This window comes from Paenibacillus turicensis (genome assembly GCF_017873435.1).
Classification (GTDB): Bacteria; Bacillota; Bacilli; order Paenibacillales; family Paenibacillaceae; genus Fontibacillus; species Fontibacillus turicensis.
In genome coordinates, this window is record NZ_JAGGKG010000001.1 from 454,532 (window position 1) to 480,333 (window position 25,802).

Annotated in this window: 23 protein-coding genes; 3 read left to right on the top strand and 20 right to left on the bottom strand. The window is 39.6% G+C overall.

Annotated features, from left to right (window positions below):
* Window positions 1-58: 58 nt before the first annotated feature.
* The 7 genes from J2Z32_RS01830 to J2Z32_RS01860 form a co-directional block, all read right to left on the bottom strand.
* A complete protein-coding gene (locus J2Z32_RS01830; protein WP_210087417.1) occupies window positions 59-598 on the bottom strand; it encodes a GNAT family N-acetyltransferase in 540 nt (179 codons plus the stop codon).
* 32 nt (window positions 599-630) lie between these two features.
* The gene (locus J2Z32_RS01835) at window positions 631-954 is read right to left on the bottom strand and encodes a hypothetical protein (protein WP_210087418.1); all 324 of its coding nucleotides are present in this window, start codon (window positions 952-954) and stop codon (window positions 631-633) included.
* A gap of 20 nt (window positions 955-974) precedes the next feature.
* Window positions 975-2,546, bottom strand: a complete 1,572-nt coding sequence (locus J2Z32_RS01840; RefSeq protein ID WP_210087419.1) for a glycoside hydrolase family 43 protein — start codon at window positions 2,544-2,546, stop codon at window positions 975-977.
* Window positions 2,547-2,700: 154 nt separating this feature from the next.
* The gene (locus tag J2Z32_RS01845) at window positions 2,701-3,018 is read right to left on the bottom strand and encodes a hypothetical protein (RefSeq protein ID WP_210087420.1); all 318 of its coding nucleotides are present in this window, start codon (window positions 3,016-3,018) and stop codon (window positions 2,701-2,703) included.
* Entirely contained in the window at window positions 3,019-3,684 is a 666-nt protein-coding gene (locus tag J2Z32_RS22625) for a DUF4652 domain-containing protein (protein ID WP_210087421.1), read from the bottom strand.
* A 20-nt stretch (window positions 3,685-3,704) separates the two neighbouring features.
* A complete protein-coding gene (locus J2Z32_RS01855; protein WP_245251047.1) occupies window positions 3,705-4,889 on the bottom strand; it encodes an MFS transporter in 1,185 nt (394 codons plus the stop codon).
* A gap of 205 nt (window positions 4,890-5,094) precedes the next feature.
* Window positions 5,095-6,891, bottom strand: a complete 1,797-nt coding sequence (locus J2Z32_RS01860) for a flavocytochrome c (RefSeq protein WP_210087422.1) — start codon at window positions 6,889-6,891, stop codon at window positions 5,095-5,097.
* Window positions 6,892-7,140: 249 nt separating this feature from the next.
* Here J2Z32_RS01860 and J2Z32_RS01865 point away from each other — a divergent pair, with 249 nt between their 5' ends.
* Window positions 7,141-8,760: a histidine kinase gene (locus J2Z32_RS01865; RefSeq protein ID WP_210087423.1), complete on the top strand. Its 1,620-nt coding sequence runs from the start codon at window positions 7,141-7,143 to the stop codon at window positions 8,758-8,760.
* A gap of 6 nt (window positions 8,761-8,766) precedes the next feature.
* The gene (locus tag J2Z32_RS01870; protein ID WP_210087424.1) at window positions 8,767-9,546 is read left to right on the top strand and encodes a response regulator transcription factor; all 780 of its coding nucleotides are present in this window, start codon (window positions 8,767-8,769) and stop codon (window positions 9,544-9,546) included.
* Between the two features lie 20 nt (window positions 9,547-9,566).
* Here J2Z32_RS01870 and J2Z32_RS01875 read toward each other — a convergent pair whose 3' ends face one another.
* The 5 genes from J2Z32_RS01875 to J2Z32_RS01895 form a co-directional block, all read right to left on the bottom strand.
* Entirely contained in the window at window positions 9,567-10,250 is a 684-nt protein-coding gene (locus J2Z32_RS01875; RefSeq protein WP_210087425.1) for a hypothetical protein, read from the bottom strand.
* Between the two features lie 289 nt (window positions 10,251-10,539).
* A complete protein-coding gene (locus J2Z32_RS01880; RefSeq protein ID WP_210087426.1) occupies window positions 10,540-11,241 on the bottom strand; it encodes an alpha/beta hydrolase in 702 nt (233 codons plus the stop codon).
* Window positions 11,242-11,347: 106 nt separating this feature from the next.
* The gene (locus J2Z32_RS01885) at window positions 11,348-12,763 is read right to left on the bottom strand and encodes a family 43 glycosylhydrolase (RefSeq protein ID WP_210087427.1); all 1,416 of its coding nucleotides are present in this window, start codon (window positions 12,761-12,763) and stop codon (window positions 11,348-11,350) included.
* Window positions 12,764-13,010: 247 nt separating this feature from the next.
* Entirely contained in the window at window positions 13,011-14,846 is a 1,836-nt protein-coding gene (locus J2Z32_RS01890) for a family 43 glycosylhydrolase (protein ID WP_210087428.1), read from the bottom strand.
* A 54-nt stretch (window positions 14,847-14,900) separates the two neighbouring features.
* A complete protein-coding gene (locus J2Z32_RS01895) occupies window positions 14,901-16,892 on the bottom strand; it encodes a glycoside hydrolase family 31 protein (protein ID WP_210087429.1) in 1,992 nt (663 codons plus the stop codon).
* Between the two features lie 259 nt (window positions 16,893-17,151).
* Here J2Z32_RS01895 and J2Z32_RS01900 point away from each other — a divergent pair, with 259 nt between their 5' ends.
* Window positions 17,152-18,054, top strand: coding sequence for an AraC family transcriptional regulator (locus J2Z32_RS01900; RefSeq protein ID WP_210087430.1), 903 nt, complete (start codon window positions 17,152-17,154; stop codon window positions 18,052-18,054).
* Window positions 18,055-18,099: 45 nt separating this feature from the next.
* Here the strand turns inward: J2Z32_RS01900 and nikE are convergent, their stop codons facing one another.
* The 8 genes from nikE to J2Z32_RS01940 form a co-directional block, all read right to left on the bottom strand.
* Entirely contained in the window at window positions 18,100-18,915 is an 816-nt protein-coding gene (gene nikE / locus J2Z32_RS01905; protein ID WP_210087560.1) for a nickel import ATP-binding protein NikE, read from the bottom strand.
* A 72-nt stretch (window positions 18,916-18,987) separates the two neighbouring features.
* Window positions 18,988-19,791 (bottom strand): ABC transporter ATP-binding protein, encoded by an 804-nt coding sequence (locus tag J2Z32_RS01910; protein ID WP_210087431.1) that lies wholly within the window; start codon window positions 19,789-19,791, stop codon window positions 18,988-18,990.
* 33 nt (window positions 19,792-19,824) lie between these two features.
* A complete protein-coding gene (gene nikC / locus J2Z32_RS01915; protein WP_210087432.1) occupies window positions 19,825-20,658 on the bottom strand; it encodes a nickel ABC transporter permease subunit NikC in 834 nt (277 codons plus the stop codon).
* The gene (nikB, locus tag J2Z32_RS01920) at window positions 20,655-21,599 is read right to left on the bottom strand and encodes a nickel ABC transporter permease subunit NikB (protein WP_210087433.1); all 945 of its coding nucleotides are present in this window, start codon (window positions 21,597-21,599) and stop codon (window positions 20,655-20,657) included. The genes nikC and nikB overlap by 4 nt, the downstream gene beginning before the upstream one ends.
* A gap of 18 nt (window positions 21,600-21,617) precedes the next feature.
* Window positions 21,618-23,237 (bottom strand): nickel ABC transporter substrate-binding protein, encoded by a 1,620-nt coding sequence (gene nikA, locus J2Z32_RS01925; RefSeq protein WP_210087434.1) that lies wholly within the window; start codon window positions 23,235-23,237, stop codon window positions 21,618-21,620.
* A 143-nt stretch (window positions 23,238-23,380) separates the two neighbouring features.
* A complete protein-coding gene (locus J2Z32_RS01930) occupies window positions 23,381-23,929 on the bottom strand; it encodes a delta-aminolevulinic acid dehydratase (RefSeq protein ID WP_210087435.1) in 549 nt (182 codons plus the stop codon).
* Between the two features lie 415 nt (window positions 23,930-24,344).
* A complete protein-coding gene (locus tag J2Z32_RS01935; RefSeq protein ID WP_210087436.1) occupies window positions 24,345-24,821 on the bottom strand; it encodes an SAM-dependent methyltransferase in 477 nt (158 codons plus the stop codon).
* 48 nt (window positions 24,822-24,869) lie between these two features.
* Window positions 24,870-25,745 (bottom strand): MerR family transcriptional regulator, encoded by an 876-nt coding sequence (locus J2Z32_RS01940; protein WP_210087437.1) that lies wholly within the window; start codon window positions 25,743-25,745, stop codon window positions 24,870-24,872.
* Between the last annotated feature and the right edge of the window lie 57 nt (window positions 25,746-25,802).

A 25,802-nucleotide genomic window follows, 5' to 3' on the forward strand; every position in this document is an offset into this window, starting at 1 on the left:
CGGAGAACTTAGATAGAAATTTCCCGCTCGTATGGATATTGAATACGCTTTGTCTTATTTATAAAACATATTCCATCTGGCGATCGTACGGTTCATGGCTAACGGACCATTCGTCTAGCTCCTCAGCGTCTACACAACCTAGCTTGTTATAAAAAGCTTGCGATTCTTCGGCAGAATGCGTAGACATATATAATTTGTGTGCGCCCATCTCCTTTGCCTTTTGTGCACAGGCTAGAAATAGTGCTTTACCAAGCCTTTTCCCTCTATACTCATAGGAAATATGCATTTGCATCAACTTTCGATATTGACCCTGACTCCCCATAGGGGAAGCTAACAAACTTGCAAAACCAATCAATTGATCTTCCTCATTAAATGCCCCAAACACTGCTCCCCCACTTTGAATACAAGGAGCAAGATCATCTGTAATGATTTCTTCTTTCAATTGTTCATCCCATTGCTCTATGAAGGCGATATCTTGTAAAGCCCATTCTCCATCTACCTTACGTACACACCGCTTTACTTCCTGATAGCGATTAAAATACTTTAAAAGATCGGGTTGTAAATCGGTTAAGGTTAATTCTCTAATTTTTTCTTTCAAATCGTTTCACCTATCCTGTTTGATTACTTCTCTTAAGCATGACGATAAACTAGCTTACACTTATCAAAATCAGCGTCTTCTTCTATACTGGTATATATCTCTACAGCATGGGTTAAATCATTTTCCAAAATTTTTTGTTGCTTAAAGCATTCCAGCACATCTAAGTACGCTGTATTTGCATCATCACAACCTAACCAGATTGTCATACTATTGTTTTCATCTTCTAAATAATCGTAACCTCGCTCAACAATTTTACCATTTGTATACAGCTCAATCGCCTCAGGAATCTCATATCGCAAATCTAAATCGGGATTAGCTAATAACACAGGATCTAACTTTACAACAATACTCTGCATACGCTAACACCCTCCTTTACTTATTTTTCAAAGCGAAAATAATCGATATCCACATATCCACCACTTTGTAACGTAGCATAATTAAAAATACCGATTCGACAGCCCATAAAATGCTCCATCGTCCATTTCAGCTTACAGCGATCGCCGATAGCCACCCATTCATTAGGTGTAGTAGCATAATAAAATTGCACAACATCCTGCGTATCATCGTTAGCGTCAATAAACTGGAAGCTAGCCTTGAGTTTAACTTCGGATGCCTCAATTTGTTGCTTAGCTAATACGTGCTCAAGCCCCTGCTCATCACGCTGCATCACAACTACATACCGAACTCCATCCATTACCTGAACCCCAACTGAGCTGTACCCACCTAATAAAGCCACCAAGCCAGCATGATCGCCTTCCTGCATATGTGTTAAATCGATCTTTATTTCCGCTTCACACTTAGGACCTTCTGTACGTTGGGTTAACGTATTACGAGCCTGCAACACACTATTAACCACATGACTCGTTTCTAATCGTAAAAAGCTATGTCTTTTTGTAACAGACCAATATTGATGATTCGGATTATGATTCCATTGCCAGCCTAATTTCAGCTTATTTTCCTCATATTCAAATTCATCACTATGCGTTAATGGAACATCAGTCCCAAGCTTGATCTCTATATTTGCATCTGTATTTGCATTAGCCTTAAGCTCGATCTCTATCTCTACCTGTGCAGGTGCTTTTCCATTATGACCTAATATCGGCCATCCCTCTTCCCATGTCACAGGCATTAAGCTAGGAATTCTGCCTACTGCACCATGATCCTGCATCATTATGCTGTACCACTTTCCGTCAGGGGTATCTACAATGCCACCTTGTGCCACACCAATTGAGCCTTGGGAAGCCCCCACACTCGTAAAGCCCATATCATCATCCAAGATGATTTTGGACTCATAGGGTCCTAGCAGATGGGATGAACGGTAGCATAATTGCCGTTTACGTTCATTGTGGGGCCAATCACAAAAAAGCAAATAATACATGCCATCTATTTTATAAGCATGACTACCTTCGCATGGCACATAATAGTTTTCCTTAGGGGTAGATAGTAGTAATTGATTTAATCCCCCCTCCTTAATCGCAGTTGCATCTGCGGTTAATTCGGTAATCTGAATATCCCCTGAGCCATAAATTACAAATACACGACCCTCATCAAAAAATAATGCAGGATCATGCATAAACTTATTAATAACGTGACGTTGCCAATCCCCTTTTTCGATATCATTAGTCTGATAAATGTAAAACTGACCTGTATCATTACAGTTAAAGCACACATAAAATTTACCCTGATTATATTTTAAGCTTGTTGCCCAAGCCCCTTTTCCGTAAATCCCCTTGCCATCCATTAGATTATGTCCATCATTATTTTCAAAGGTGTCGTACACATAACTCGCTATCTCCCAGTGTACTAAGTCCTTTGATTTAAGAATTGGACAACCTGGCATCGTATGCATACTTGTTGATATAAAATAATAGTTATCGTTCACACGTATAATATCAGGATCTGGATAGTCCGCCCAAATGATTGGATTGTTAGCAGCTAAAACTGGCATAGAAATTCCTCCTAATTATTTTTTCATACTATTGATAACGGTTACAAATAGTGAAATAGATTCTCTACTAATAAATAGGATAACTAGATTACTATTATATTAGCGAGAATTTATGAGAACTAATGAACACTTTTGAACATAGTCAAAATGCCTATTACGCAAACGGGTTAGAGTCGTCCAATACTTCTTGTATAATGACTACCGGATCTGATATTAAACCATACTTCTCATCCTCGGGATACGTCACTGCAATCGTAGGTTCATTCCCTGCATAAGCAATGATGCTTTCCATCGAGTCCCACTTCGTACATAAAAAGAAATGTGCATATTGCCCTTGTTCTACTATTTTTAAAAATGCCCCTCGATTACCTGGAATTGCGGTTGTATCCTTAATCCCTGTTTCAAACTCATATTTCTCAAATGCTTCCTTCATTTCAATTGGAACCATACCATGCCACGTTCTTGAATACATCTATTCTCCACCTTTTACCGCTTTAAGAAAAGCATCTATTTTTACTGTTTCCTTTGCAGATGTAAAATTCAGCATTTCATCATCATAAGTATCTACCGTAAACGTTAAAGAGTCCTCATTCTTGACCTCAATCTCACGCATATTTTGATTCGATTCTAGCTGAACGATTTTCTCTATTTTATCGTTGTTCACATTTAATAAATATAAAGTTCTGCTTGAAGGTACTGTGCCGTACGTATTCCCTGTTAAAATCAATACAAGTTCATTATTAAACCATAATACACTTTTAACGGACTTTTGCTCCCCAGCCTGTTGATGAGTAAAGATCTGTTTTTTTTCATTTTTCTCAATGTTATAAAGCCATGCATCCCCTGCCAATTCAAACTCATAAGGAGAGACGAACACCATACTTGTCCCCGCCTCATTTATATTAGGCTTAGAGGGATAATCATCGATAGTACTAATTTCCTGCCACTTATCCTCTCGTTTCACGTTAATAAAAGGGGGGTCATTTTCCGGATATTTCACGGTTTCATTCCATATTAGCTTAGAGGAAGGTTTAACTGGATCAGTCTCCTTTTCTTTATCATTCTGACAAGCTGCTAGCGTAAAAAGAACTATGATACTTAATGAAAGAACAGATAATGAAACTACAAATCGCCTCACTCCACCACTCCTTGTCTTTTTTAAGCTTTACGTCTTCGCCTTACTTCTGTTGCTAGAAATAACACACCTGCAAGCAACGAAGCAAACGCGGCAAATAAATACATACTTGCTCCACCATAAGAATCCGAGATCGTTCCGCCGATCAACCCACCTGCCATGCCTGCCAGTCCTAGATACACCATACTTAGCAAGGAGAAGCCTGTGGCCCCTAGCTCTGGGGGAAGAATACGAGCAACGTAATGCATCGACACAAGCCAAAACACAGCAAAAGTCACTGCTGCACCTGCTTGTAGCCCAAGTAGCACCCAAGGCTCATCCGTGACATAATACATAAACCATCGCAAGGTATACACTAAACCAACAAGACCAATCAAGGTAAATTCATGCACCTTATGCAGATGTTTGCCTAACAGCGCAAACACAGGCACCTCTACGATCGCCGCTAACGCCCAAGCCCAACCTACCATCGCATCTGAGGCACCTAAATCCTTCATATACAGACCTAACATGACATCATTCATACGATGTGGTACTGCCATTAAAAATACAAGCAGCAAAAACCAAAGAAAGCTTTTATCCATAAACAGCTTACGTAATGCACCAAAGGTAATACCTGCACCCTCTGCGGGTTCATCCTTAAGGAAAAACAATAACAGTAAAGGCACTAACCATACTGCCCACAGCAAGTAGGGAAGCTTATTAATACCTCCAAACAAGACTAGTAAAGTACCCCCTGTTAAAGAAATAAGCGTATAGCCAATCGATCCAAATAAGCGAAGAGAGCCATAGGAGGAGCCACGCTTCGTTGCAGATTGTACCGAAATACTGTCCATGAGTGGCATGGAGGGCTGGAAGAAAAAATATAAGCCTAACACAAAGCACAACGTCCCCACATAACCAGAAGACACATAAAAAAGTCCCACACTACACAAAATTGCAATCAGCCATAAAATAAAAATGATCACTTTAACGGTACGCAGACGGTCACTAATATAACCCCAAATAGGCTGGACAAGACTAGCCACAAAAGGACCAATCATCATTAAAAAACCAACCTGTGAGGAGGTGTAGCCTTGACCTGCAAAATACAATGGTAAAAAAGGCGCTAATACAGCGAGAATCGCATATTGCCAAAAATTAAGTCCACGCAATACTAGCATTTGCTTATCTTTGGTCACTTTCCCTGTTGTTGCATCAAGTTTCAACTGTAATCTCTCCAATTCTGCAAACTCTAAAAACGATCACAAACCAAATCCCATCGTAATCATAGATCAAATATGTCATCCCTTCAAGACTAACCTTTGGATAATTTATACTTTAGCTTATAAAAAATAAAAACCACCTATATATTCGCTTAGGGACTGCTCCCCTTTCATAGCAAATATATAGATGGTATTTCAGATCCTAATCTTAATTTTCTGCAACAACCTGTTGACCTGCAATCCGCCCAAATGTAAAGACATCGGCAATCGCATTACCACCAAGACGGTTAGCACCATGGATCACGCCTGTTACTTCCCCTGCCGCGTATAAACCTGGAATGACTTTTCCATCTTCATTCATAACATGTGTTTTTTCATCAATCACGATCCCGCCCATTGTATGGTGCACAGAAGGAATCGCTTTTTGAATGTAATATGGTCCTGTTTCTAATGATACAAGTCCCCCGCGATGATGAAAATCTAAATCATCTTTGGTCTCGGCATACTTATTCACCTTTGCAACCGTAGCTTTTAGCTTCTCAATATCTACTTTAAAGAATGCAGCCACTTCCTCAAGTGTATCTGCCTTATGAAGCATACCTTGCTTCACAAGCATATCGTATTCATCTTGGTGCGCTTCAACGGTTTTACCGATATCACCAATTTTTTGATTCCATAGCTGATAAGCATATCCACCACTTTGCGCCAAAATTGCTTTGGAGATTACATCACGACGCTCTAACTCCTCGACAAAACGCTCACCCTCTTGGTTAATCAAAATTGCACCATCAAAGCGAGAATCAGCAACAAGTGAAATCACACCGGTAACAGGGTTACATACTGGATAAGTCTGAATATATTTCATATTCGTGAGCTTAGCACCAAGCGCTTCTGCCATTGTAATCCCATCCCCTGTTGTACCAGGTGAATCTGTGGACATATATTTTTCGTCCATTTCAGAATTATATTTCTTACGCATTTCAATATTAGAGCCAAAACCACCTGTAGCTAAAATAACTCCCTTGTTAGCATGAAAAGTAATTTTATCTCCACTTGCTGAAGTTGCTGTAACCCCATTTACTTTCCCTTGATCATTAGTAAGCAAAGCTTCTGCTTTCATATTTGTTTTAATGACAATTCCGTCTGCTTCTGTCTTCACCTTAAGCTTAGTAATTAGTTCAGCACCTGTGTGACCAACTGGAATAAGTGCACGTTTTCTTGAATGACCTCCAAATTGGAATAGGTGATCAGGCAAAAATTCAACCTTAATTTCATCACGTAACCATTCAGCGGATTTTAACGCATTGTCAGCAAGAATACGAACCATATTAGGCGTACCTAAATTATCGCCACCCTTTAACGTATCCTCGTAAAATAAATCTGCTGAATCGTCCTTGATGCCTAGCTTTTGCTGTACCCAGTTGTTTGGTGCATTCATTTCCCCACCAGAGATCAACGTGTTACCGCCTACTGCTGGCATTTTCTCCAACAAGACGACGCTTGCTCCAGCTTGCTTCGCTTCAATCGCAGCACTAAAGCCTGCACCTCCTGCACCAATAACGACAACATCAAAGGTTTGGTCTACTTCCTCTTTAGCTTGGCCTGTGTTGCTCGCAGCACCAGATACAGCTAAAGTGAGACCTGATTTAGCAATTGCATCCTGAATTGCAGCTAAGTAACCATCACTAGTTACCGTGGAACCACTTATTGCATCTACTTCTGAACTGTTCGCATTAATCACCGTTTGTTTAAGTTGAGTAAATACCGGTTCAGCCAACACTTCATTTTCCTTATGGTTAACAACTTCAATATCTGTAATTTTGTTATCCTTAAATGTAACCTTAACCTTGATTTCGCCATGTTTTCCTGTTCCTATACCTTCAACTACCTTAGCCCCATTTGCATCTGAAGAGGAATTATCCTTTCCACCACATGCAGATAATGCAAGTAACAAACAAACCGCTAGTAACACGCATAACAATTTTTGAGTGTAATTCTGCTTCATTTCCCCGATGTCTCCTTAACTTCATTTAATTTTGCAGTTCACAATGAATTCTCAATAAGCAAAACGACTGCTTTTACTTTGAGCTAGACATGAATCGTGTTTCATGTGAAAATATGCACAAGACCATTATAAAATTGTTCTTTAGGGATGTATTTGCACAATTTAGATTTTTTTTATCTTTTTCGGACTTCATATAAAAATATTTAATTATACAAATGGATCCTACTACTAAGGAGATGGCAACAGGAAATGAACTCGATCCAAAAAAAGCTTGTTTTATATACTGGGGCATGTTTTGTCCTACTGTTTCTAGCACTACTAATGACTATATATATGGAAATGAATCATACCGTTGTCCCCCTCAATAAAAGCTTAACCCAACAAGTTGTTAATGCGCGAAGTGAGCAAATTAACTATTGGTTTAATCAACGGATTGGAGAGATCAATACACTTGCCTCTTTAGCAATCGATCATCGTTGGTCAAGAGAACAGCTACTTGCCGAGACACATAAGCTTGAATTACGTAAAAGAGAGGAATACGAATCCATTCGTGTCGTGGATCTTAAAGGCTATTCTTGGGGTGCAGATGGACATCCCTTCTCAATTTTAAACCGCCCATATTACCAGCATATCATTGAATCCAAGGCCGAATATGTTGTTAGTCATCCCATCGTCTCCAAGGCAAACGGGTTAGAGATTGTTGTCATTTTGTACCGTATCCATCCATCTGACAATGAAGATCTTGCTTATATCGCCGCAGGGGTACCCTTAAATAAAATGAAAGAGATTGCCAAGGATATTTCGTTACACGATCAGCTTGGATTATTAATTGTAGATACGGATGACAAGCAAGACGGAAGTATTCATGATAAAAGACTCGCAAATGTTAAAAATGAAGCTAGCAAAAATGTAAGTTCATTTGAGTCTACCATTACTAGTGTTCCTGGCTGGAAGCTTGTCCTTGAGGTTCCCAATTCTGAGTTGTCCCTTGCGGTCTTTAAAACGCAGCGAACTGCTTTGCTTGTTGGGTTGCTCATTGGCGGGGTATTTCTAATCCTGCTGACCCTACTTGTCTCTTCGATTGTGCGGCCCGTTCAAGCGCTACAGCAAATTATGAAGGATGTACAAAAGGGCAATCGGGTGATTCGTGCCGATGAATCCCACAATGATGAGATTGGAGATTTAGGACGTAGCTTTAACGAAATGTTAGTTCAACTCTATCAATCTGAGCAGGAAAAGAAGGAAATGGAGCTGCGACTTGTACATGAGCAAATCAAGCCCCATTTTTTATATAACACGTTAGATACAATTCAATGGATGGCGATCGATTATGGCGCAGATAACATTGTGGAGATGATCGAAGCTCTGAGCACTTACTTTCGGCTTGGATTAGGAAAGGGAGATCCATATATTCCACTGGAGCAGGAGCTCTATCATGTCGAAAGCTATCTTCACATTCAATGTGTGCGTTATGAAGAGATATTGGATTACGAGCTACAATATGATGAAGAGCTACTATCGTGTAATGTGATTCGATTCATGCTACAGCCCCTAGTAGAAAACGCGATTTATCATAGTATTAAGCCATTGGAAAATCAAAAGTGTACGATATCTATTCATGCATTTAGAGAAGGACAAAATATGATTATTACAGTCGAAAATGATGGACTTGGGATTCCCCAAACTAAAGTGGTTCAGATTAATGAGGCTTTGCTGGCGGATCAGCAAAATAACACTGCGACTGGATTTGGGTTATATAGTGTTAACCATCGGATTAGATTAGCATGTGGGCTACAATATGGACTTCAAGTCACCTGTAATAATGGAATAACAACAATGAAAATCATATTGCCACTAGAATGGGAGTGATACAACATGAAATTATGGCGTTTAATGATTGTAGATGATGAAAAAATTATTCGTCAGGGGCTAACACATTTTGTTAGAGATAGTGGTTATCCTTTTGAAGTTGTTGCTGAGGCTAAAAATGCAAATGAAAGCTTACAGTATCTAGAGACGTTACCACTTGTCCATGTCTGCCTCGTTGATATTAATATGCCAAATATGAATGGTTTGGACTTAATCTCATTGCTCAAGGAGCGGTGTCCCTCCATCGTGGTGGTGGTCATTAGCGGATATGATAATTTTGAATATGCACGTCAAGCTGTGCAGCTACAGGCCTTCGATTATGTACTCAAGCCCATTCCCAAAAGTGATCTCAACCAATTGCTAGCTAGACTAGATAAGCATTTACGAAATTTATACCCTGATGCTGTCCTTGATGAGCCAGTTGAGACCTCAACTCCAACCACTTTTACGGGAAATGGAACAGTATTTATTGATAAAGTAACCGAATATATTCAAGCTCATTATCAAGACCCTGAACTATCAATTAGTCGGATAGGCTCCTTATTTCATATTAACCCAACCTACCTAAGTAAACGGATGAAGCAGGAGATTGGACTTTCCTTCCTTGACTACGTAACAGAGCTAAGAATTAATAAAGCAAAGGAAGTATTGGATGACGTTGCCTCAAATATTAAAATAAGTAGCCTAGCCATCAAGGTTGGATATAAAAATCAGTATTATTTTAGTCGTGTATTTAAAAATAAGGTTGGGTTATCTCCACTGGAGTATAAAAATAACCGTAAATAAGCGAATAACTAATCTAGTCTCTATTGAGATCGCAATCTAGTCCTTACCCTTACCTTATAGAGTAGCCAGCTTTTCCATAAAGCCTCATTATCAGGATGGATAGCAACCTTATCCAAAAAATAAAAATCAGCAGGTGCTATTTTTAGCTTCCATTTTGGTGAGACAGGAGCAAGTGAAATCCACTCATCAAATTGTAATTTTTCCGCTACAGCTTCGCCTGATGATTCTCCAGATCTATGAAAGGCTCCGCGGGGAAGCACATACAGCATACCTTCTGTCCAAGGATCGGTATCAAAGGTGGATTTGCTTAAAGAATAAAAGTGGTATTTTTTGTTGCGTCCTATAATACATCCATTTCTAAAATTACCAATCATCTTTTCCTTATTAAATACAGCATAAAACATCGACCATAAGGGCTCTGTTGTTGCAAAAATAGCAGACGTGATTTCGTTGTTATACAACGTTTGTTGTCTAGGCTCAAAGCTAGCAATGTTAAGATGATTTGAGCCATGAAATATGTAATTACCCTGTAAGGATAAATAGTGCAAAAAGCGATATTTAGGATAAGGAAGATTGTAGTCAATGAGGATTTCGTTTTCTTGCATCGCTGCTAGCAATTGGTCATATTGTCGTGTTTCCTCTGTTGTAAAGGTAATCGTTGGTGAAGGATATAATAGCATTGAAAACAGAAGGGATTTGATCATCTGTGTGAGCTCCTTTATATTTTAATCGTAATTTATATATACAAATAACGGCTCTATTTAGGAATTAGTACTTGACTACGTTAGGAGTCTGGTAGCTACGCTCCAGAGCGTTCTTGCGACTGTTGTTAAAATCATATTCCTTTTTACTAAAGTCTATTTATGGATGGAATTTGATTTTAAGAGACATTCTTCAGAATCGCTCTGTCTCTTCGCTAGCTTAGGTTAGCGGTCAAGCACTAATTTCAAGATTGAACCCAAATAACTTTGTCATAATTATAAGTTCATCTCATCACATCGTCATTCTAAGCCATTCCTTAAGAGCTTCCAACTGCTCAGTGGTATGAAAGTAATGCTCTGCTTCTGGGACGATAGATAGCTCACATTTAAAATGCTTCACAAACTGGTTAATCGTATCCCGTTCACACATATCATCTTTACTACCATACAAAATGGTAGTAGGGACATTCCATTTTACAATTGGATGTTCTTTCACGTAGCAATAGTAGTCCCAATACAGCTTTTGCCCGATAGGAGTACCAATGCTCTGTTCACGTTGAAGTTGCTCTTCTGATACATTAAACCACAACATCATATTGTTAATAATACGCTGCATATCAACGACTGGAGATAAAAACCAAGCTTGCTCGATCGTCTCATCCTTATAGGCTAACAAGCTAAAATATGCCCCAATACTATTAGCAAACAAACTAATCTGCTTCCAATTCTCTTTAGCGTAGCTCATTATTTTCTTTAAATCTTGAACGCAATTCTGTACCTTGCAAGGTGTACCTTCATTTGTTCGATCCCCATGCTCAGGCAGGTCAAAGCTTAAAACCTGATATCCCTTTGCTAGCGCAAACTGAGCAAAAATTTCAATGGGAACATCACTTTTATTCGACATATTTCCGTGAATAGCTATAATTATATGCTCCGATTGATTTCCCCATATGACCGCAGGAATATTTTCTATTTTTACGTTGTTAGTTTTCACTGTGCTCTTCCCCCGTCTTCATTAGTAAATGACATCAGAGTGTAAAAATAACCCAATGACTTATCACACTCAGCCATTAGGTTATCTTCCAATTCCTGTTCTGCAATTATTCTAACGTAAACGAAGCAAAGTGACAGCTTCCATCGCCTTTAAACGTAAAGTATAACGCATGGACTCCGTCTGGAATCGTAATGTCTGCACTATATTCCTTCCATACATTAGAGAAGCCAATCGGAATTGAGCCAAGCACGTCACCATCCCATGCCGTTTTCACCTCAAAATTCCCTGTTGCATAGCCACGAGCTTTGATTTTTACTTTATTAATTCCTTTACAATCAAAATATTTAAATCCAGCGGTAGCCGAATTTTTCATATTCGCAATATATCCGATTTCCTCATCGCCATCTCTACCATCTTGTGTAATTTTCGGGAATTGGTTATTCATCCATGAAGCTGAAAAGTCTGTATATACGGATTCCTCATCACAAAATAAATTACAAGCAATATAGGTTGGATATTCACCAACCCCTTGTAAAGGCCCATCATTGGGACCACATGAGGTTAATTCCACCTGCGGTATTGTGCCATCAGGTAAAATTTGTATTTTCTCCAGACAAGCTTGGCGACTAAAGTTCGTGCCATTGGTATGACGGTGATAAAAAATGTACCATTGCCCTTTAATTTCAACGATGCTACCATGATTGTTCCCGCCATAAAACATGGGCTTATTAGCAGGCTTGTAAGAGCTAATATGCATATCACAGTTACTGATGATTACGCCACCATATTTAAAATCCTTTGTTGGATGTTTGCTTGTCGCATAACATAACTCATGCATAGAGATGGAGGAATACACGAAATAATACGTATCCCCGTGCTTACGAATCGATGGCGCTTCAAAAAACTCAAAGCCTTCAAAACCAGAACCCGCACTATACGGCTCACTTGGCACAACAATGACAGGCGCTTCAATAATGGTTAGCATATCTGGTCCAAGCACTGTCGCCATGGCGCCGCTACGTGAACGATCCCCTTTTCCACAAAAACCAGTATACAAGTAAGTCCAATCGCCTTCTCTCAGCACACCCGGATCAAATTGTGGTTCGTCCCCTTCTCGATTACCAAGATAGGTTCCATCTGCATATTGCACATAACCATAGAATTGATATCTACCAGCTGGAGTATCACAGACAGCCACAGACACGATAGAGCGCTTACTATCTACATAATACAAATAATAACGACCATCTGGACCTACCGCGACATCAGGAGCATATAGACAGCTATCGCGGTCAGCATTATCCTCAACATCTGTTGCTTCAAGTAACACACCTTCATAACACCAATCAGATAAATCATCCACTGATGCAGACCAGCCTACATAATCATTTAAGCAGTAAGCGTATCCATTCGCACGATCATGAGAACCATACACATACACTCTATCATTAAATACATACGGCTCCCCATCGGGAATATACTCCCAAGAAGGTAAATACGGGTTAACACCTTGCTTTTTCATTTTTTTATCTCCTTTAATATATCTATTATTTAAAAAGGTTTATTAATTAAATAAATGTTAGGCAAACAACCCCAGTGAGCGAAGGGACAGATAGATTCTGGAGAAGTGGAACGTTCGTATTTAAAACTAGATTTCATCAACAAATGCTAAAAAACTTAAAAGAAATCTGGTTTTAACAACGATCGGAAGAACTCTCTGTCCCATAGCCTCCACCTTCCTTATTGTCTAGCCTTAATTTTTAAAGCTTTTAACTCACTACCTCAACCTGAAGCTCCACATGACTTAACTCTGCCTTGAGATCCGCTTCCCTTACCACATCAAATCGTGGTACACCATGTTGATTAAAATGGACTCTGTGCATGGCAGAGCAACGTGTTCCATGCTTCGTAATTTCAGTTTCCCCATGATACATAATCATCGTATTGCCTTCCTTATCTGTAAAAAAGGAATTATGGCCCGGTCCGTATACACTACCAGCAGAATAATAGGAGAGGACTGGTGTTGTTGCCTTTCTCCATGCCCTTGCATCAAGTAAATTACTTCCGCGTGGAATGCTTAGTAGTCCCAATGCGTACGTATAACCGCAAGCATTCGCACCTGAATACGTGATATAAACTGTATCGTTCGTAATAAGGGGGTAAGGGCCTTCATTGTTAATTGTCCCTTGTGTATTTTCCCAACTAAGTAGTGGCCTTGTCATCAGGACTGGATCACTAGTAAGAATATAAGGCTGTTGTTCATCCACTGTTGCAATATAAATCATAGATCCGCTATCCAGTGGTGTCCCAATGTGCTCACGATAGGACCAGACTACATAACTTAAGCCATCCGCTTTAAAATAGGTCATATCTAATGTAATGCCTGACTCTGTAAGAAAGGTACCCTCTGCCTTTTTTACGCGAATGGGTGTTTCCCAGTCGTTTGCACTTAAAATATTCCCTTCCTTTTTGAGCTTCATCATATGGCATTGCGGTCCCCATTGCTTTCCACTTACAGCAAATAAGATATATAACTCTTCACCAATAAAGTGAAATTCAGGCGCCCAAAACGTTTGTATAAAATCTTTTTCTTCATCTAGATCTAAAATTAATTTTTCATTATAGCCTGCTGCAAATAAGTCCTCAATCGTATCAGCTTCTCTTACATAAATGCCTATATCACCCTTGTTATCATTCGTAGCTATAAAATAATATTTATCCTTCCAGAGCAAAATGACAGGATCGGCATATCCTGAAGCTAGCGGGAACGAATAGCTTGGTTGAACAGCCTGACCCGTGATGGTGTAGGTTCCTGACTTAGAAAAATCAACATGATCATAGCTCCATTTCACTTTTTTTAGCGCAGTGGAACCATCTGAATACACCGCTGTTGCTTTGATCTCATCGAGTTCTGAGCTAGATGATATTTGTAGCTTCATCGGCACTTGCGTTCCAATATGATGAACGGGCATCCAATACGCCTGAACAGCATTCCAAATACGATCATCAACCGCAATCATATTCCCCGAGTGAATCGGAGCATCCGCTAAAGAAGAAATAGATAATTGCTTTAGAGCACCTTCTTGATGTATCGATGTGGGTTTTGCTATGCCAATACTATCTAGTTGTGCCAAACTAGTCATCGTGTTGCTATAATATTGATCATCACTACCCAACCAACAAAATTGATAGCTTTGCTCAGCTTCATTGTATTCACACGTCACTTGCTTCACAAATAAGTGATCATGTAGCTTGATTAAGCCGACGGAATTAAAATGAATTAAATCTTCAGAAGTCCAAAGAACAATCTGCCCTTTACTCTCCTCATCCTCATTCCCTTCCAAATCCACGCGTATAGCTATAATTCCAAAACCACCTGATTTCAAATGGAACAGATAAGGTTGAATAAGTCCTTTTTCCTGAATCACATTGTGTGCATTCACTGTCGCCTCGCCAAATAAAATACCATAATTGCGATTTAAAGGCTGAAACTCTTCTTCACCTTGCCGTATAGCGAAGTGAATACTATTCGCTAATGAAGTTGTATAGTCATCTTGAGGTTCCCTAGTATAAACGAATATATTATGCTGTAAATTGACTGTCATAGGGTAGTGTCTCCTTTTCAATATTATACCAATATCTCAGACCAAACTAGTACATTAATAAAGCAAATCATCAAAGATTTGAAGCGCTTCACTACCTTCTTTAACAAAAGCAATAAACTGATCTAGCTCTGCATGACATTTCAGATATTGCTGACCTTCATAAACATTACGATCATACACATTCACCCAACGTCCCTCAGGTAAATAAACATCACGGTCTGTTTGTCCTTGATTTACGATGGGTGCAAACAAAATGTCCTCACCATACATGTATTGATCTTCTAAGGTGTAGCAAACCTCATCTGCATAAAAGTCAAAAAACATTGGCCGCATGATCGGTTTACCAGTCTGCTCTGCAATATCCATATATTTTTTTGTATACGGTTTCATACGTTCGCGCAACTCAATTAACTTTTTTAAAATAGGATAGTTATCATCACCAAAGGCCCAAATTTCATTATCACCACCACTTTGCTCAATAATGCCAGGGTGTTTCGGAACATGATTTTCCGATCGTGTCCGAGCACCATGCAGTCGCATAATGGGACTAAACAAACCAAACTGGAACCAACGAACGATCAGCTCTCTAAAATAGCTACTTTCAATATCCCCTGAGAAAAAACCACCAATATCAGAGTTCCACCAAGGAATACCACTCATCGCCATCGACAGCCCACTTTTAACACTCATTCTTAATGCCTCAAAGGTAGACATAATGTCGCCATTCCAAACTGCTGCCCCATATTTCTGACTTCCCGGATAAGCGGCTCTTGTTAAGGAAATAATTTCAGTTTCCCCTTCTGACTGCAAGCCCTCATAAAACATTTTCGAATAATAATAAGGATAAAGCATTGCGGTCTGCGCACCATTACCTAAATAAAATTTCAGATGCCCAAACTGTTGAGGGTGTACCTCTGGTTCGGCTTCATCTAGCCAAAAATCCTTAATGCCATAATCATAATAATTTTGCTTCACCTTATCCCATACAAATTGCGCTGTTTTTGGATTCATTGGATCAATAAACGTCTGCTGACCATAAAAATCAAACGTGCCATATTGTCCATTTTCGGTGCGGACAAGCATATTTGCTTCGCTCATTTCCAAATAGTTTTCACTTTTGGGATTAATCGTTGGCCATATTGATACAATCGGACGAATGTTCATTTCTAGCAGTTCATCACACATCGCCTTAGGATCAGGCCAATACGTCGGATCAAACCTCCATTCCCCTTGCTCCGTCCAATGGAAATAGTCGATGACAATCGCATCAATCGGGATATTACGTCGTTTATACTCTCGTGCCACTTCTAATAAATCCTCTTGTGTCTCATAACGTAGCTTACATTGCCAAAATCCGCCTGCCCATGCCGGGAATGCAGATGCATAACCCGTTAAATCACAATAAATTTTCATGACATCCGCAGGGGTTTCTCCCGCATATACCAAATAATCCGCCTGATAAGCGCTTTCAGATAACCATAACGTATGATTGTTTGTTAATTCACAACGTCCTGGTGATGGATTGTTCCAAAAAAATCCGTAGCCAAGCGAAGAATACACAACAGGTAACGCAGACTTCGTATTATAATGCAGCAAATTACAGGTGCTACCTTTACGATCAAACTGATCCTCCTGCTCTTGACCTAACCCATAAAAATGCTCGCCTTCATTCGCCTCAAAGATCACCTTAACCTGATAATGATCACCTTCACGGTGCATGTTTCTTGTTGTATAATCACCTTCAAATTTCGTTCGTAAAATTTGCTTGCCCTCTCTAAAATAAGAAATAATACCTCCATGCCAGATGTTGCCCGACTCAATCGTAGCTGAAATAAAGCCATTAGTAATTGTTGCTACCTGCTCATTTCCAGTAACGACACATTGTGCCTGTGAAGGTGGTGCTAGCAATGTCCAAGCCTCATCCGACAGACGTGCATTTTTCGTTGAACGACAACGTAAGCAGTTTTCACCATATGCCTCAATGACCGTTAATTCATCCTTACGCTCAAACACTAATTTATCCTCATATAACGTAATTTTCCCCATATTTCCCTCCTTGAGCTTGTATGAATTTTCTCGCCTAAAATCACTATGCACAATACTTTATTTCCTATTTGCTATATCTGTTATTATTACTTTTTCAGTATAGCTGGCAGTAAGGGGTAAACGCTTGAACTATACGCTTACAAACTAACACTATATTGACATTTCTATCTCCTATGCTATATTCAGTGCATCTTGTTATTAAAGTTTCCCTTTATTAGATCAGCATTGTGATTAAACAGCGATTGGAGGAAGGCATTCCATGCTAGATACTCGCTATACCGATTCAGAGCTTAAAGAAAATGTAACCCATGTTACCTTTAACCGGCCTTATTCCATCCACTATACACATATACCTGCTAACACAATGTTAGGGTTATATCAGCATTGGCATGAGGAAATAGAATTTCTGTATGTGGAGCAGGGTGAACTCGAATTAGTAATCGAAGATACACACATACAACTGCAAGCAGGCGAGGCCGTACTTATCCCTCAAAACTTGCTTCATTATGCGCTGAACACCTATAACAAGGAAATCTCTTTTTACGCCTTTTTATTTAGTCCTGTATTATTTACAGAAGCCTTCTCTCATGCGTCCTATGCTCGTTTTGTCCAGCCATTGACGCACCACGGCTCTCTCTATATTTGCCACCTAACAGGTTCTCAACCATGGCAAAACGATGCATTACTTTTTCTGAAAAAAATCATTTCCTTTTATAATCGTGAAGATATTGACAAATGGGAGCTTGAGCTACATGGCTTACTTTATCAGCTGTGGAATTTGTATTTTAATCACCATATTCGCAATATCGAATTATCTAACGCTTATATAAAGCTTCATCACAAGTTAAAATTATCAATGGAATATATCCATGATCATATTTACTCCGACCTATCGCTAGAGCTACTTGCCAACCAAGCTGACCTAAATAAAAGCACCTTTTGTCGCTACTTTAAGCAGCTAACGGGGTTGTCTCCATTTACTTATATCGTCCAGCAGCGTATACGTAAAAGCTGTGAAGCCTTGCTTAATTCAGAGTCTAAAATTACAGAGATTGCTACTCAATGTGGTTTTTATAACATTAGCTATTTTAATCGAGCTTTTTTGCAATATATGAAATGTACGCCTTCTGAATATCGGAAGCAATATCAAATGAATAGATAAAAAAAGGGCTTTCCATCGTTACTTAACGAATAGAAAAACCCTAATTTAGGTAAATACATTCTTTTTTAACCGCTCGCGTGGATGCTCTAAAACCATACAATCTAGCAAGCTTTTTACCGCAGGTTGGGTAGATTGTAAAAATTGCTCCTTATCCTTACAATGCTCTACAATTTGCCCATTCTCCATTACAGCTAAGTTATCAGAGATCGTAAAAGCAGCTTTAATATCATGCGTGATAAATAAGTAGGACAAGCCAAACGTTATCCGTAAATCCTGTAGTAGATTTAAAATTTGGCTTTGAGTGACCATATCTAAGCTGCTTACCGCCTCGTCTAACACAATTAGCTTTGGCTTTAACGCAATTGCTCTAGCAATATTAATGCGCTGAAGTTGTCCTCCACTGAATTGATAAGGATACTTACTACTATCTGTAGCGGGTAGACCCACGCATTCCAACAGCTCCCCGATATACCGCTTTTGCTCTTGCGTAGTCATTGTCTCGTAGTTATGTAAAGGCTCACCGATAATCTGTCCTGCCGTCATTTTAGGATTTACAGCAGAATAACAGTCTTGAAAAACGACCTGTAAATCACGCCGCCACTGTCGGCTTGACTTTGAATTTAAGGCATACACATCTTGTCCTTGAAAAATCACCTGACCTTGCTTTGGCTTCTCCATCCCTAAAATAATTTTGCCAAGCGTACTTTTCCCTGCCCCACTGGACCCAAGAAGTCCCATACATGTACCTTCTTCAATTTGAAGGGATACATTATGGATGACATTTTTATTAGATAAGCTTTTTCTGAACCAAGTGGAGGAAGTGTAGCTATGTGTAATATTTTTAACTTCAAGCATCGCCATATTCACTCACCTCTTCTCCTTTAATTAGCTGTTATGCTTAGCCGTTATTGGTGTTCAGTATCCTTGCTATAGTCATTTCATTGATAGGGTAGGTCTTGCCGCTAATAAAGACGAAGTATAAGGATGCTTTGGAGAGTCAAACAGTTCGTAAACATCACCTTGCTCCACGATCATGCCCTGCTGCATCACTGCCACCTCATCCGCAAGTTCAGCAATGACACCTAAATCATGAGAGATTAACAAAATAGCTGCGCCATATTCCTGTCGGCAACGGTCCAATTCAAGCAATACCTGACGTTGATTTTTCACATCAAGTGCAGTGGTTGGTTCATCTGCAATAATAACAGAGGGCTTGAGTACCATCGTTAACGCAATCATCACACGTTGTAGCATTCCCCCACTTAGCTCAAACGGATATCGTCTTAACAGCTCCTGTGGATGTGGCAAATGTAGTTCTTCCAATGCGGTGATTGCTATTTGCATAGCCACAGTCTTTTTTACGGACATATGCGTACGAATCGTCTCTATAAATTGAGAACCAATTGTGGATACAGGGGAAAAGGCATTCATTGGATTTTGCATAATTAGTGCAATTTCTTTTCCACGAATATGCCGCATTTCCTTCGGTTTTAGCCCATTTAGCTCTTTCCCATTTAAGCAAATACTACCTTGGATCGTTGTCACTTTTGTATCCAGCATTTGCAGAATCGCTAAGGACGTCACTGTCTTCCCACAGCCACTTTCACCAACAAGCCCAAGAATACGTCCAGCCTCAAGCTTAAAATGAAGGGATTTTATTAAAGGCTGCTCTCCTTGTGTGGTGTGAACAGTGACCTGCAAATTTTGCACCTGTAATACAGGGGATTTTTGTTCCATGTCCCTCATCCTTTATGACCTTTTTGTTAACCACTATAATCCGCGTTTTACACCTAATTTTTCTGATAAGGTCTCACCTAACGTATGAAATGACATCACTACGATAAAAATCATGAGCCCAGGATAAATCATTAATTGCGGTTGGTTACGGATAAATGATTTTCCTTCAAGGATCATCGCACCCCATTCTGGTGTTGGAGGCTGAATGCCTAGCCCAAGAAAGGACAATGCAGAGATATCCATAATTGCCCATCCCATTTCAAGCGTACCAATGACAATAATGGAAGGCAAAATATTAGGTAAAATGTGTCTTCTAATAATACTCCAAGAGGAGGAGCCATTAATTTTAGCAGCAGCAATAAAGGTGCGTTCCTTTAAGCTAACAACCATATTCCGGATCATACGTGCATAATATACCCACTGCACCATCATTAGGGCGACGACAAGCTGAAGCATTCCTTGACCAAATACGCCCACAATCCCAAGTACAAGCACTAGATTAGGAAAAGCCATCACACTTTCGCAAAAACGCATTAATATCGCGTCAAGCCAACCTCCCTTGTATCCCGCAATAATCCCCACCACTATACCAATTCCAAGCGAGGATACAAAGATCATGGAAGCAAACCCTAACGAGGTACGTGCACCATATAATAATCGCGATAAAGTACAACGTCCCAGCTGATCCGTCCCGAGCGGGTATTTCCAAGAAGGCCGCTGCAATCTATGAATTAAATCAACGGAAACAGGATCGTTAGGTGCAAGCCATGGTGCAAAAATGCTTATTATCACAAACAAAAATAAAATGATAACACAGGCGGTTGCGATTTTATAACGCTTGGCAATATCAAATAAATTTCTAATCACTGTGCAGCCCTACCTTTCCGCGCAATTCTAGGATCAAGGTATAAGTGAATAAGATCTGTGATCAGGTTAAATCCAATCACTAGACACGCGGACATAAATACATAACATTGAATAACAGGAATATTACGATCAATAATCGCTTCTACAAAAAAGCGACCAAACCCAGGCCATGAAAATACCTGCTCTACAATGACTGCTCCTGTCAATAATTTCCCCATATTCATCCCTAAGCCTGTAATGACTGGTAAAATCGCCAGCCTTAATACATATTTCAGCATAATAACCTTTTCTTTTATTCCTCTTGCTCGTGCATATCTAACATAGGCTTCTTGTAATTGTTCTAATACTGTTGTACGTAACAATCGAGTATAGACGGCAACAAAGGAAATCGCTAACGTAATGGAGGGAAGCACTAGATGCTCCCATCCTCCTCTTCCCTCGACAGGAAACCAATCTAATTTAACGGCAAACAAGAAAACTAACAAATATCCAAGCCAGAAGCTTGGAATGGACGCGCCGATATAAGAAATCATCCTGCTGATATAGTCGATCACACCATTTTTGTATACCGCCGACAAAAAGCCAAGCGGTATACTTATCAAAATGGCCAGAATAATACTACTAAAGGCAAGCTGGATCGTTGCCGGCATTCTTAAGGCAACCTCCTGCCATACCGGCTGATTCGATGTATATGACAAGCCAAAATCAAGACGTACCATCTTGGATAAGAACTGTACATATTGAACAGGTATTGGCTGGTCTAATCCTAACTCATGTCTTTTTTGTGCAAGCACCTCATCATCGGGATACACATGTGCTGCTGCTAAATAAGCTTCGGCTGGGTCCACAGGGGATAGATGAATCATCAAAAAGGTGATAAAGGATGCGATCAAGACAATCGGAATAATCGAACTAATTCTTTTTAAAATATAACGCCCCATGACATAACTCCTATTTGACTACTTAGTATCAATCCCGTAAAAAGGATGCTCGTCACGATTGGACGGGAAATTAAATTGTGCCACACGTTTTTGATAAAGTGCTATTTTCTTAATATAAGAAATCGGGATAATCGATGACTGCTCCTGTAAAGTCGTAAGCACGGAACCAAATAACTTCGTACGGAGCTGTTCATCTGTTGTAGACATACCTTCCTTGACTTCTTTATCAAGCTCGGCCTTCATCGGTAAAGCCACTAATGTGTCTGATACACCATACCCATTCTGAATGACTGCCGTCATAAAGGAATGTGGATCATACGGCGCTCCAAAGGTAGAATAAAAATTCATATCAAAGTCATTCGCTTTTCTTCGCTGAATGTATACAGTTAATTCCACACCCGTAATGTCCAGCTTCACACCGATATTTGCCCATTCTGCTTGTAACGTTTCCGCAAATGATTTCTGAACTAGATCCGCTTTATCATAAATAAGCTCTAGCTGTAAGGGCTGTCCCTCTTTTTCACGTATTGTTTTGCCTGCAGGTAATGTCCAGCCTGCTTGATCCAGCAAAGCTTTTGCCTGCTCTACATTGTAATTCACTGACATTGGAGCCACATCAGCATACGGTAAATTAGGTGGCAAAATGTTATCTGCCTTCTCCTCCATTCCAAGCGTAACACCTTCTACCATCGCTTGCTTATTAAAGCCATGATGAAGCGCTTGTCTAACGCGAATGTCTGAAAGCTTAGGATTCATCGTATTTAACACTAAATCTCTTGCACCAATAGGCTCTGATAGTTTAGTAACGTAATTGCCAGTTTGCTGAAGCTGCTGATAAGCGTCAAAGCTAATTACACCCTCACCGTAAATAAGATCCAAGTCGCCTTTCTCAAACGCAAGTGCACGGGTTTCTCCATCAGGAATGACTTTAACTATAATTTTTTCAACCTTAGGCTTATCTCCCCAGTAATGCTCATTAGGCGTGAATACAGCATATTCATCTCTTTTATATTCACTTAATACCCAAGGTCCAGTACCAATCGGTTTTTTGACTTCTTTAGAAGTGTCCCCGTTGTCAGGGAAACCCGCATCCGCAAGGAAACGAACAGGACGAACAACAGCAAGATCATAAAGAGTTGGATAATAAGCTTCCTTTAACGTTAATTTAAAGGTAGTATCATCTACAGCTTCCGTCTTGTCCAACCTATTAACCATGCCTAGCCAAGTATGCATATTTTTATTGTTCATAAAAGCATCAAAATTTCGCTTTACATTTTTTGCTGTAAAAGGGGTTCCATCTGAAAATTGAACGTTTGGACGAAGCTTAAAGGTATATACCTTTCCATCCGGCGAAACTGTCCAAGATTCCGCTAAATTAGGTTCTATTTTTCCATCCTTATAGGCTACAAGGGACTCAAAAAGCATGGATTGCGCAAACATTTGAGAAGGGTTGTACAAATGTGGGTTCATCGGTCCAATATCGCGTGGCCACGACATCGTAACGACCTTTTCGTTTGATGCTATTCCAGCGCTAGGCGCATTTTCTTGTTTCTCTGTAGTACAGCCTGCTAACACCGCTGTCATTCCAACTAGTAAACACAAGCTTAACAGCAGTTTTTTTCTCATTGACTTCAACATATGACCCATCCTATTCTCACTAAAAATGATAATCATTATCGCTATAATGCATCATACTTTAAATATTTTATTTATGTCAATTTTAAAATTAAAATTTTGAAGCACATACAAAAAAAAGCCCAACCTTATAAGGTTGGGGGCAGTTATTCATATAAACGGTACATCTTCATCTCTTCATCCATGGCTTGAGTCAAATGAAAGGCTTGTTGTACGCTCTTTTTATTTTGGATCAACTCATAAAACAATCGAAGTGCAAACATCAAAGCCATGTTACCATCTGGATAATCATCTGGACCTATGTATGTTTTACAACCCGCTTGTAAAAACGCTTTTGCTGTCTCTGGAAGTCCTAATGTGCATCCATTAGCCAATACCACTTTTCCTTCTAAGTTTGCATACCGAACCACCTGATCTACACCGAAGTCTCCACGTGGTTCATCTGTTTCGTAAATCTCCTCTGCTAACTCTGGCATTACAAATTGACCATCCACCCCATGGAAACAGAGTAAAATAAAATCTGTATCTGGATACAAATCGTCTCCCGACAATACAGAAATAAAATCAAGAGGTCTGCCTACCCAATACACAAACACTCTTGCTCCTAAGTACTCCAACGTTGAGCGAATGGCTTGTACCTCCAAATCACAATTTGGTCCACATACGATAGCTACATTCATTTCTGGTTTACTCATCATTCCACCTCCATGTGTGTCTTGCTGCTTTGTTCTGCTTTATTATATAGTACTTTCTTTTCAAATGAATGACAAAAAGAGCCTGCTTATTAAGCAGACCCTTATGGTATAATTTAACTTGTACAACACACCTTGAGTGGGTGCGGCTCCTCCAGAAAGGAGGTGTACCGTATGAACTTCTCTTTTTCAGATGTTATTATGTTTGCAGCATTCATTATTGCGCTCTTAACATACATCGAACGAAAAAAGAAGTGACCCACTGCAAGGTCGACAAACCTGTGGGCCACTTCTTCCTAAATTAACACCTTATGGAGGATTCCCCACTCAAGTTGTTTGTACTGAGGACGGCCTGTCAACCGTCCTTATTTCTATTATTATCTTAACATATTGAATAATATGCTACAACTTATATGGCTTAAAAATTAAACTCTTCTTCCCATGCAAAATCAGCAGACTTCTCCATGCTTTGAGGCCAATGTCTACACCATGCGGGAACCTGTGGGGCCTCTACACGATCCAAGCTTGGTGTGTATGGCTTAATATCAAGAATTGGTGTGTTATCATTTGCATCGATAAAGGTGATATGGATCAATCCGTTGTCACTATCAATATGAAGTATCTTCGCTGTTGTTAACGCAATGGGATTGGGACGTAAGGGCGATCTTGTTGCAAAGGTTCCCATCGTTTCAGGCGCACCCTTATATGGTTGATCCATTTGTAATGTAGATCGATATTGCTCACCATCTAAATCACTAAACCACCACAATACTTGAATATGGCTGAATCCTTCTAAAGCTTGTAAAGCCGGAATATATTCCTTTTTCACCTCTAGCCATGTCCCTTTGCCATCACTACCAACAGTACCTATAGGTCGAACTACAAATTCACTCATATTTTTTCCTCCTTTTGTTGATTGCCAATTTCAACATAAGCCCTCACATCATGTGAGGGTCAAGAGCGGGATTTGAATTTCAGTTACGTAGTTTTCGGGGTTGCTTTCATTCCATGGTCCATAGTGTACAATTTGCCTTGTTGGGCCTAACATTAGATATTGGCTATTTTGCTCCAACCACTGTGCAAAACTAATATAAGCCCCTGCTACGTTTGAAAAATCACCGTATACCATCGTACTTGCCATATTAGGAATGGGTTCTGTAGTTCGATATGTAAAGTCTCCTTTATCCTTGTGTAATCCGAAATTTTTGACAGGTACACATAATTCAATATCCACATTCTGTTCCTTATACTCCAAATCGTGATAAATAGAAAAAGTAGCGGTGTTTTGAGAAAATTGAAGGTTTTCTTTTGCTGCAAAGCTGGATAACTCTTCCCACATTTGTCCCTCTGCATAGTAATCTGGCATTGTTTTACGCAATGAAAGGACTGAATAGCTAGGGATAGACTTCATTGAAACTTGATAATGCATGTTGCCATTTGAATTAAAAATTTCTTTTTTGGCCATCTCTATTTTTCTCAGTTTTTCCTGCTCCACTTCAATTATTTGCTCTACCTCTAGCCTTTTCCTTTCAAGATGCTCTATAAGTGATTGATCCACTGGTTGCTCTAGTGACTGATCTAGCGATTCATCTTTAGTGATATTATTTAAGCTTAAAGCTGTAGCAATTTCTGATACATTAAAGCCACAGTCTCTAAGATAAACAATTTTATTTAAAGTAGGGATTTGCGCTGCGGCATACAATCGGTATCCAGACTGTTGATTGATCGTTGCTGGCTTCAATAGCCCCATTTCATCATAATAACGAAGCATTCTGATCGTCACTTGCGTCAGTTTAGAGAATTGCCCAATTTGAAACATTTGATCACCTCAATCTTACTTTATACTTTTCATTCTGCTTAATTCTGCTAATAATGT

Bases quoted from the DNA above. Each gene is read 5' to 3' on its own strand.
- J2Z32_RS01835 (WP_210087418.1), bottom strand. From the start codon at position 954: ATGCAGAGTATTGTTGTAAAGTTAGATCCTGTGTTATTAGCTAATCCC.
- J2Z32_RS01840 (WP_210087419.1), bottom strand. From the start codon at position 2,546: ATGCCAGTTTTAGCTGCTAACAATCCAATCATTTGGGCGGACTATCCA.
- J2Z32_RS01845 (WP_210087420.1), bottom strand. From the start codon at position 3,018: ATGTATTCAAGAACGTGGCATGGTATGGTTCCAATTGAAATGAAGGAA.
- J2Z32_RS01860 (WP_210087422.1), bottom strand. From the start codon at position 6,891: ATGAAGCAGAATTACACTCAAAAATTGTTATGCGTGTTACTAGCGGTT.
- J2Z32_RS01865 (WP_210087423.1), top strand. From the start codon at position 7,141: ATGAACTCGATCCAAAAAAAGCTTGTTTTATATACTGGGGCATGTTTT.
- J2Z32_RS01870 (WP_210087424.1), top strand. From the start codon at position 8,767: ATGAAATTATGGCGTTTAATGATTGTAGATGATGAAAAAATTATTCGT.
- J2Z32_RS01875 (WP_210087425.1), bottom strand. From the start codon at position 10,250: ATGATCAAATCCCTTCTGTTTTCAATGCTATTATATCCTTCACCAACG.
- J2Z32_RS01885 (WP_210087427.1), bottom strand. From the start codon at position 12,763: ATGAAAAAGCAAGGTGTTAACCCGTATTTACCTTCTTGGGAGTATATT.
- J2Z32_RS01890 (WP_210087428.1), bottom strand. From the start codon at position 14,846: ATGACAGTCAATTTACAGCATAATATATTCGTTTATACTAGGGAACCT.
- J2Z32_RS01895 (WP_210087429.1), bottom strand. From the start codon at position 16,892: ATGGGGAAAATTACGTTATATGAGGATAAATTAGTGTTTGAGCGTAAG.
- J2Z32_RS01900 (WP_210087430.1), top strand. From the start codon at position 17,152: ATGCTAGATACTCGCTATACCGATTCAGAGCTTAAAGAAAATGTAACC.
- nikE (WP_210087560.1), bottom strand. From the start codon at position 18,915: ATGGCGATGCTTGAAGTTAAAAATATTACACATAGCTACACTTCCTCC.
- J2Z32_RS01910 (WP_210087431.1), bottom strand. From the start codon at position 19,791: ATGGAACAAAAATCCCCTGTATTACAGGTGCAAAATTTGCAGGTCACT.
- nikB (WP_210087433.1), bottom strand. From the start codon at position 21,599: ATGGGGCGTTATATTTTAAAAAGAATTAGTTCGATTATTCCGATTGTC.
- nikA (WP_210087434.1), bottom strand. From the start codon at position 23,237: ATGTTGAAGTCAATGAGAAAAAAACTGCTGTTAAGCTTGTGTTTACTA.
- J2Z32_RS01930 (WP_210087435.1), bottom strand. From the start codon at position 23,929: ATGAGTAAACCAGAAATGAATGTAGCTATCGTATGTGGACCAAATTGT.
- J2Z32_RS01935 (WP_210087436.1), bottom strand. From the start codon at position 24,821: ATGAGTGAATTTGTAGTTCGACCTATAGGTACTGTTGGTAGTGATGGC.
- J2Z32_RS01940 (WP_210087437.1), bottom strand. From the start codon at position 25,745: ATGTTTCAAATTGGGCAATTCTCTAAACTGACGCAAGTGACGATCAGA.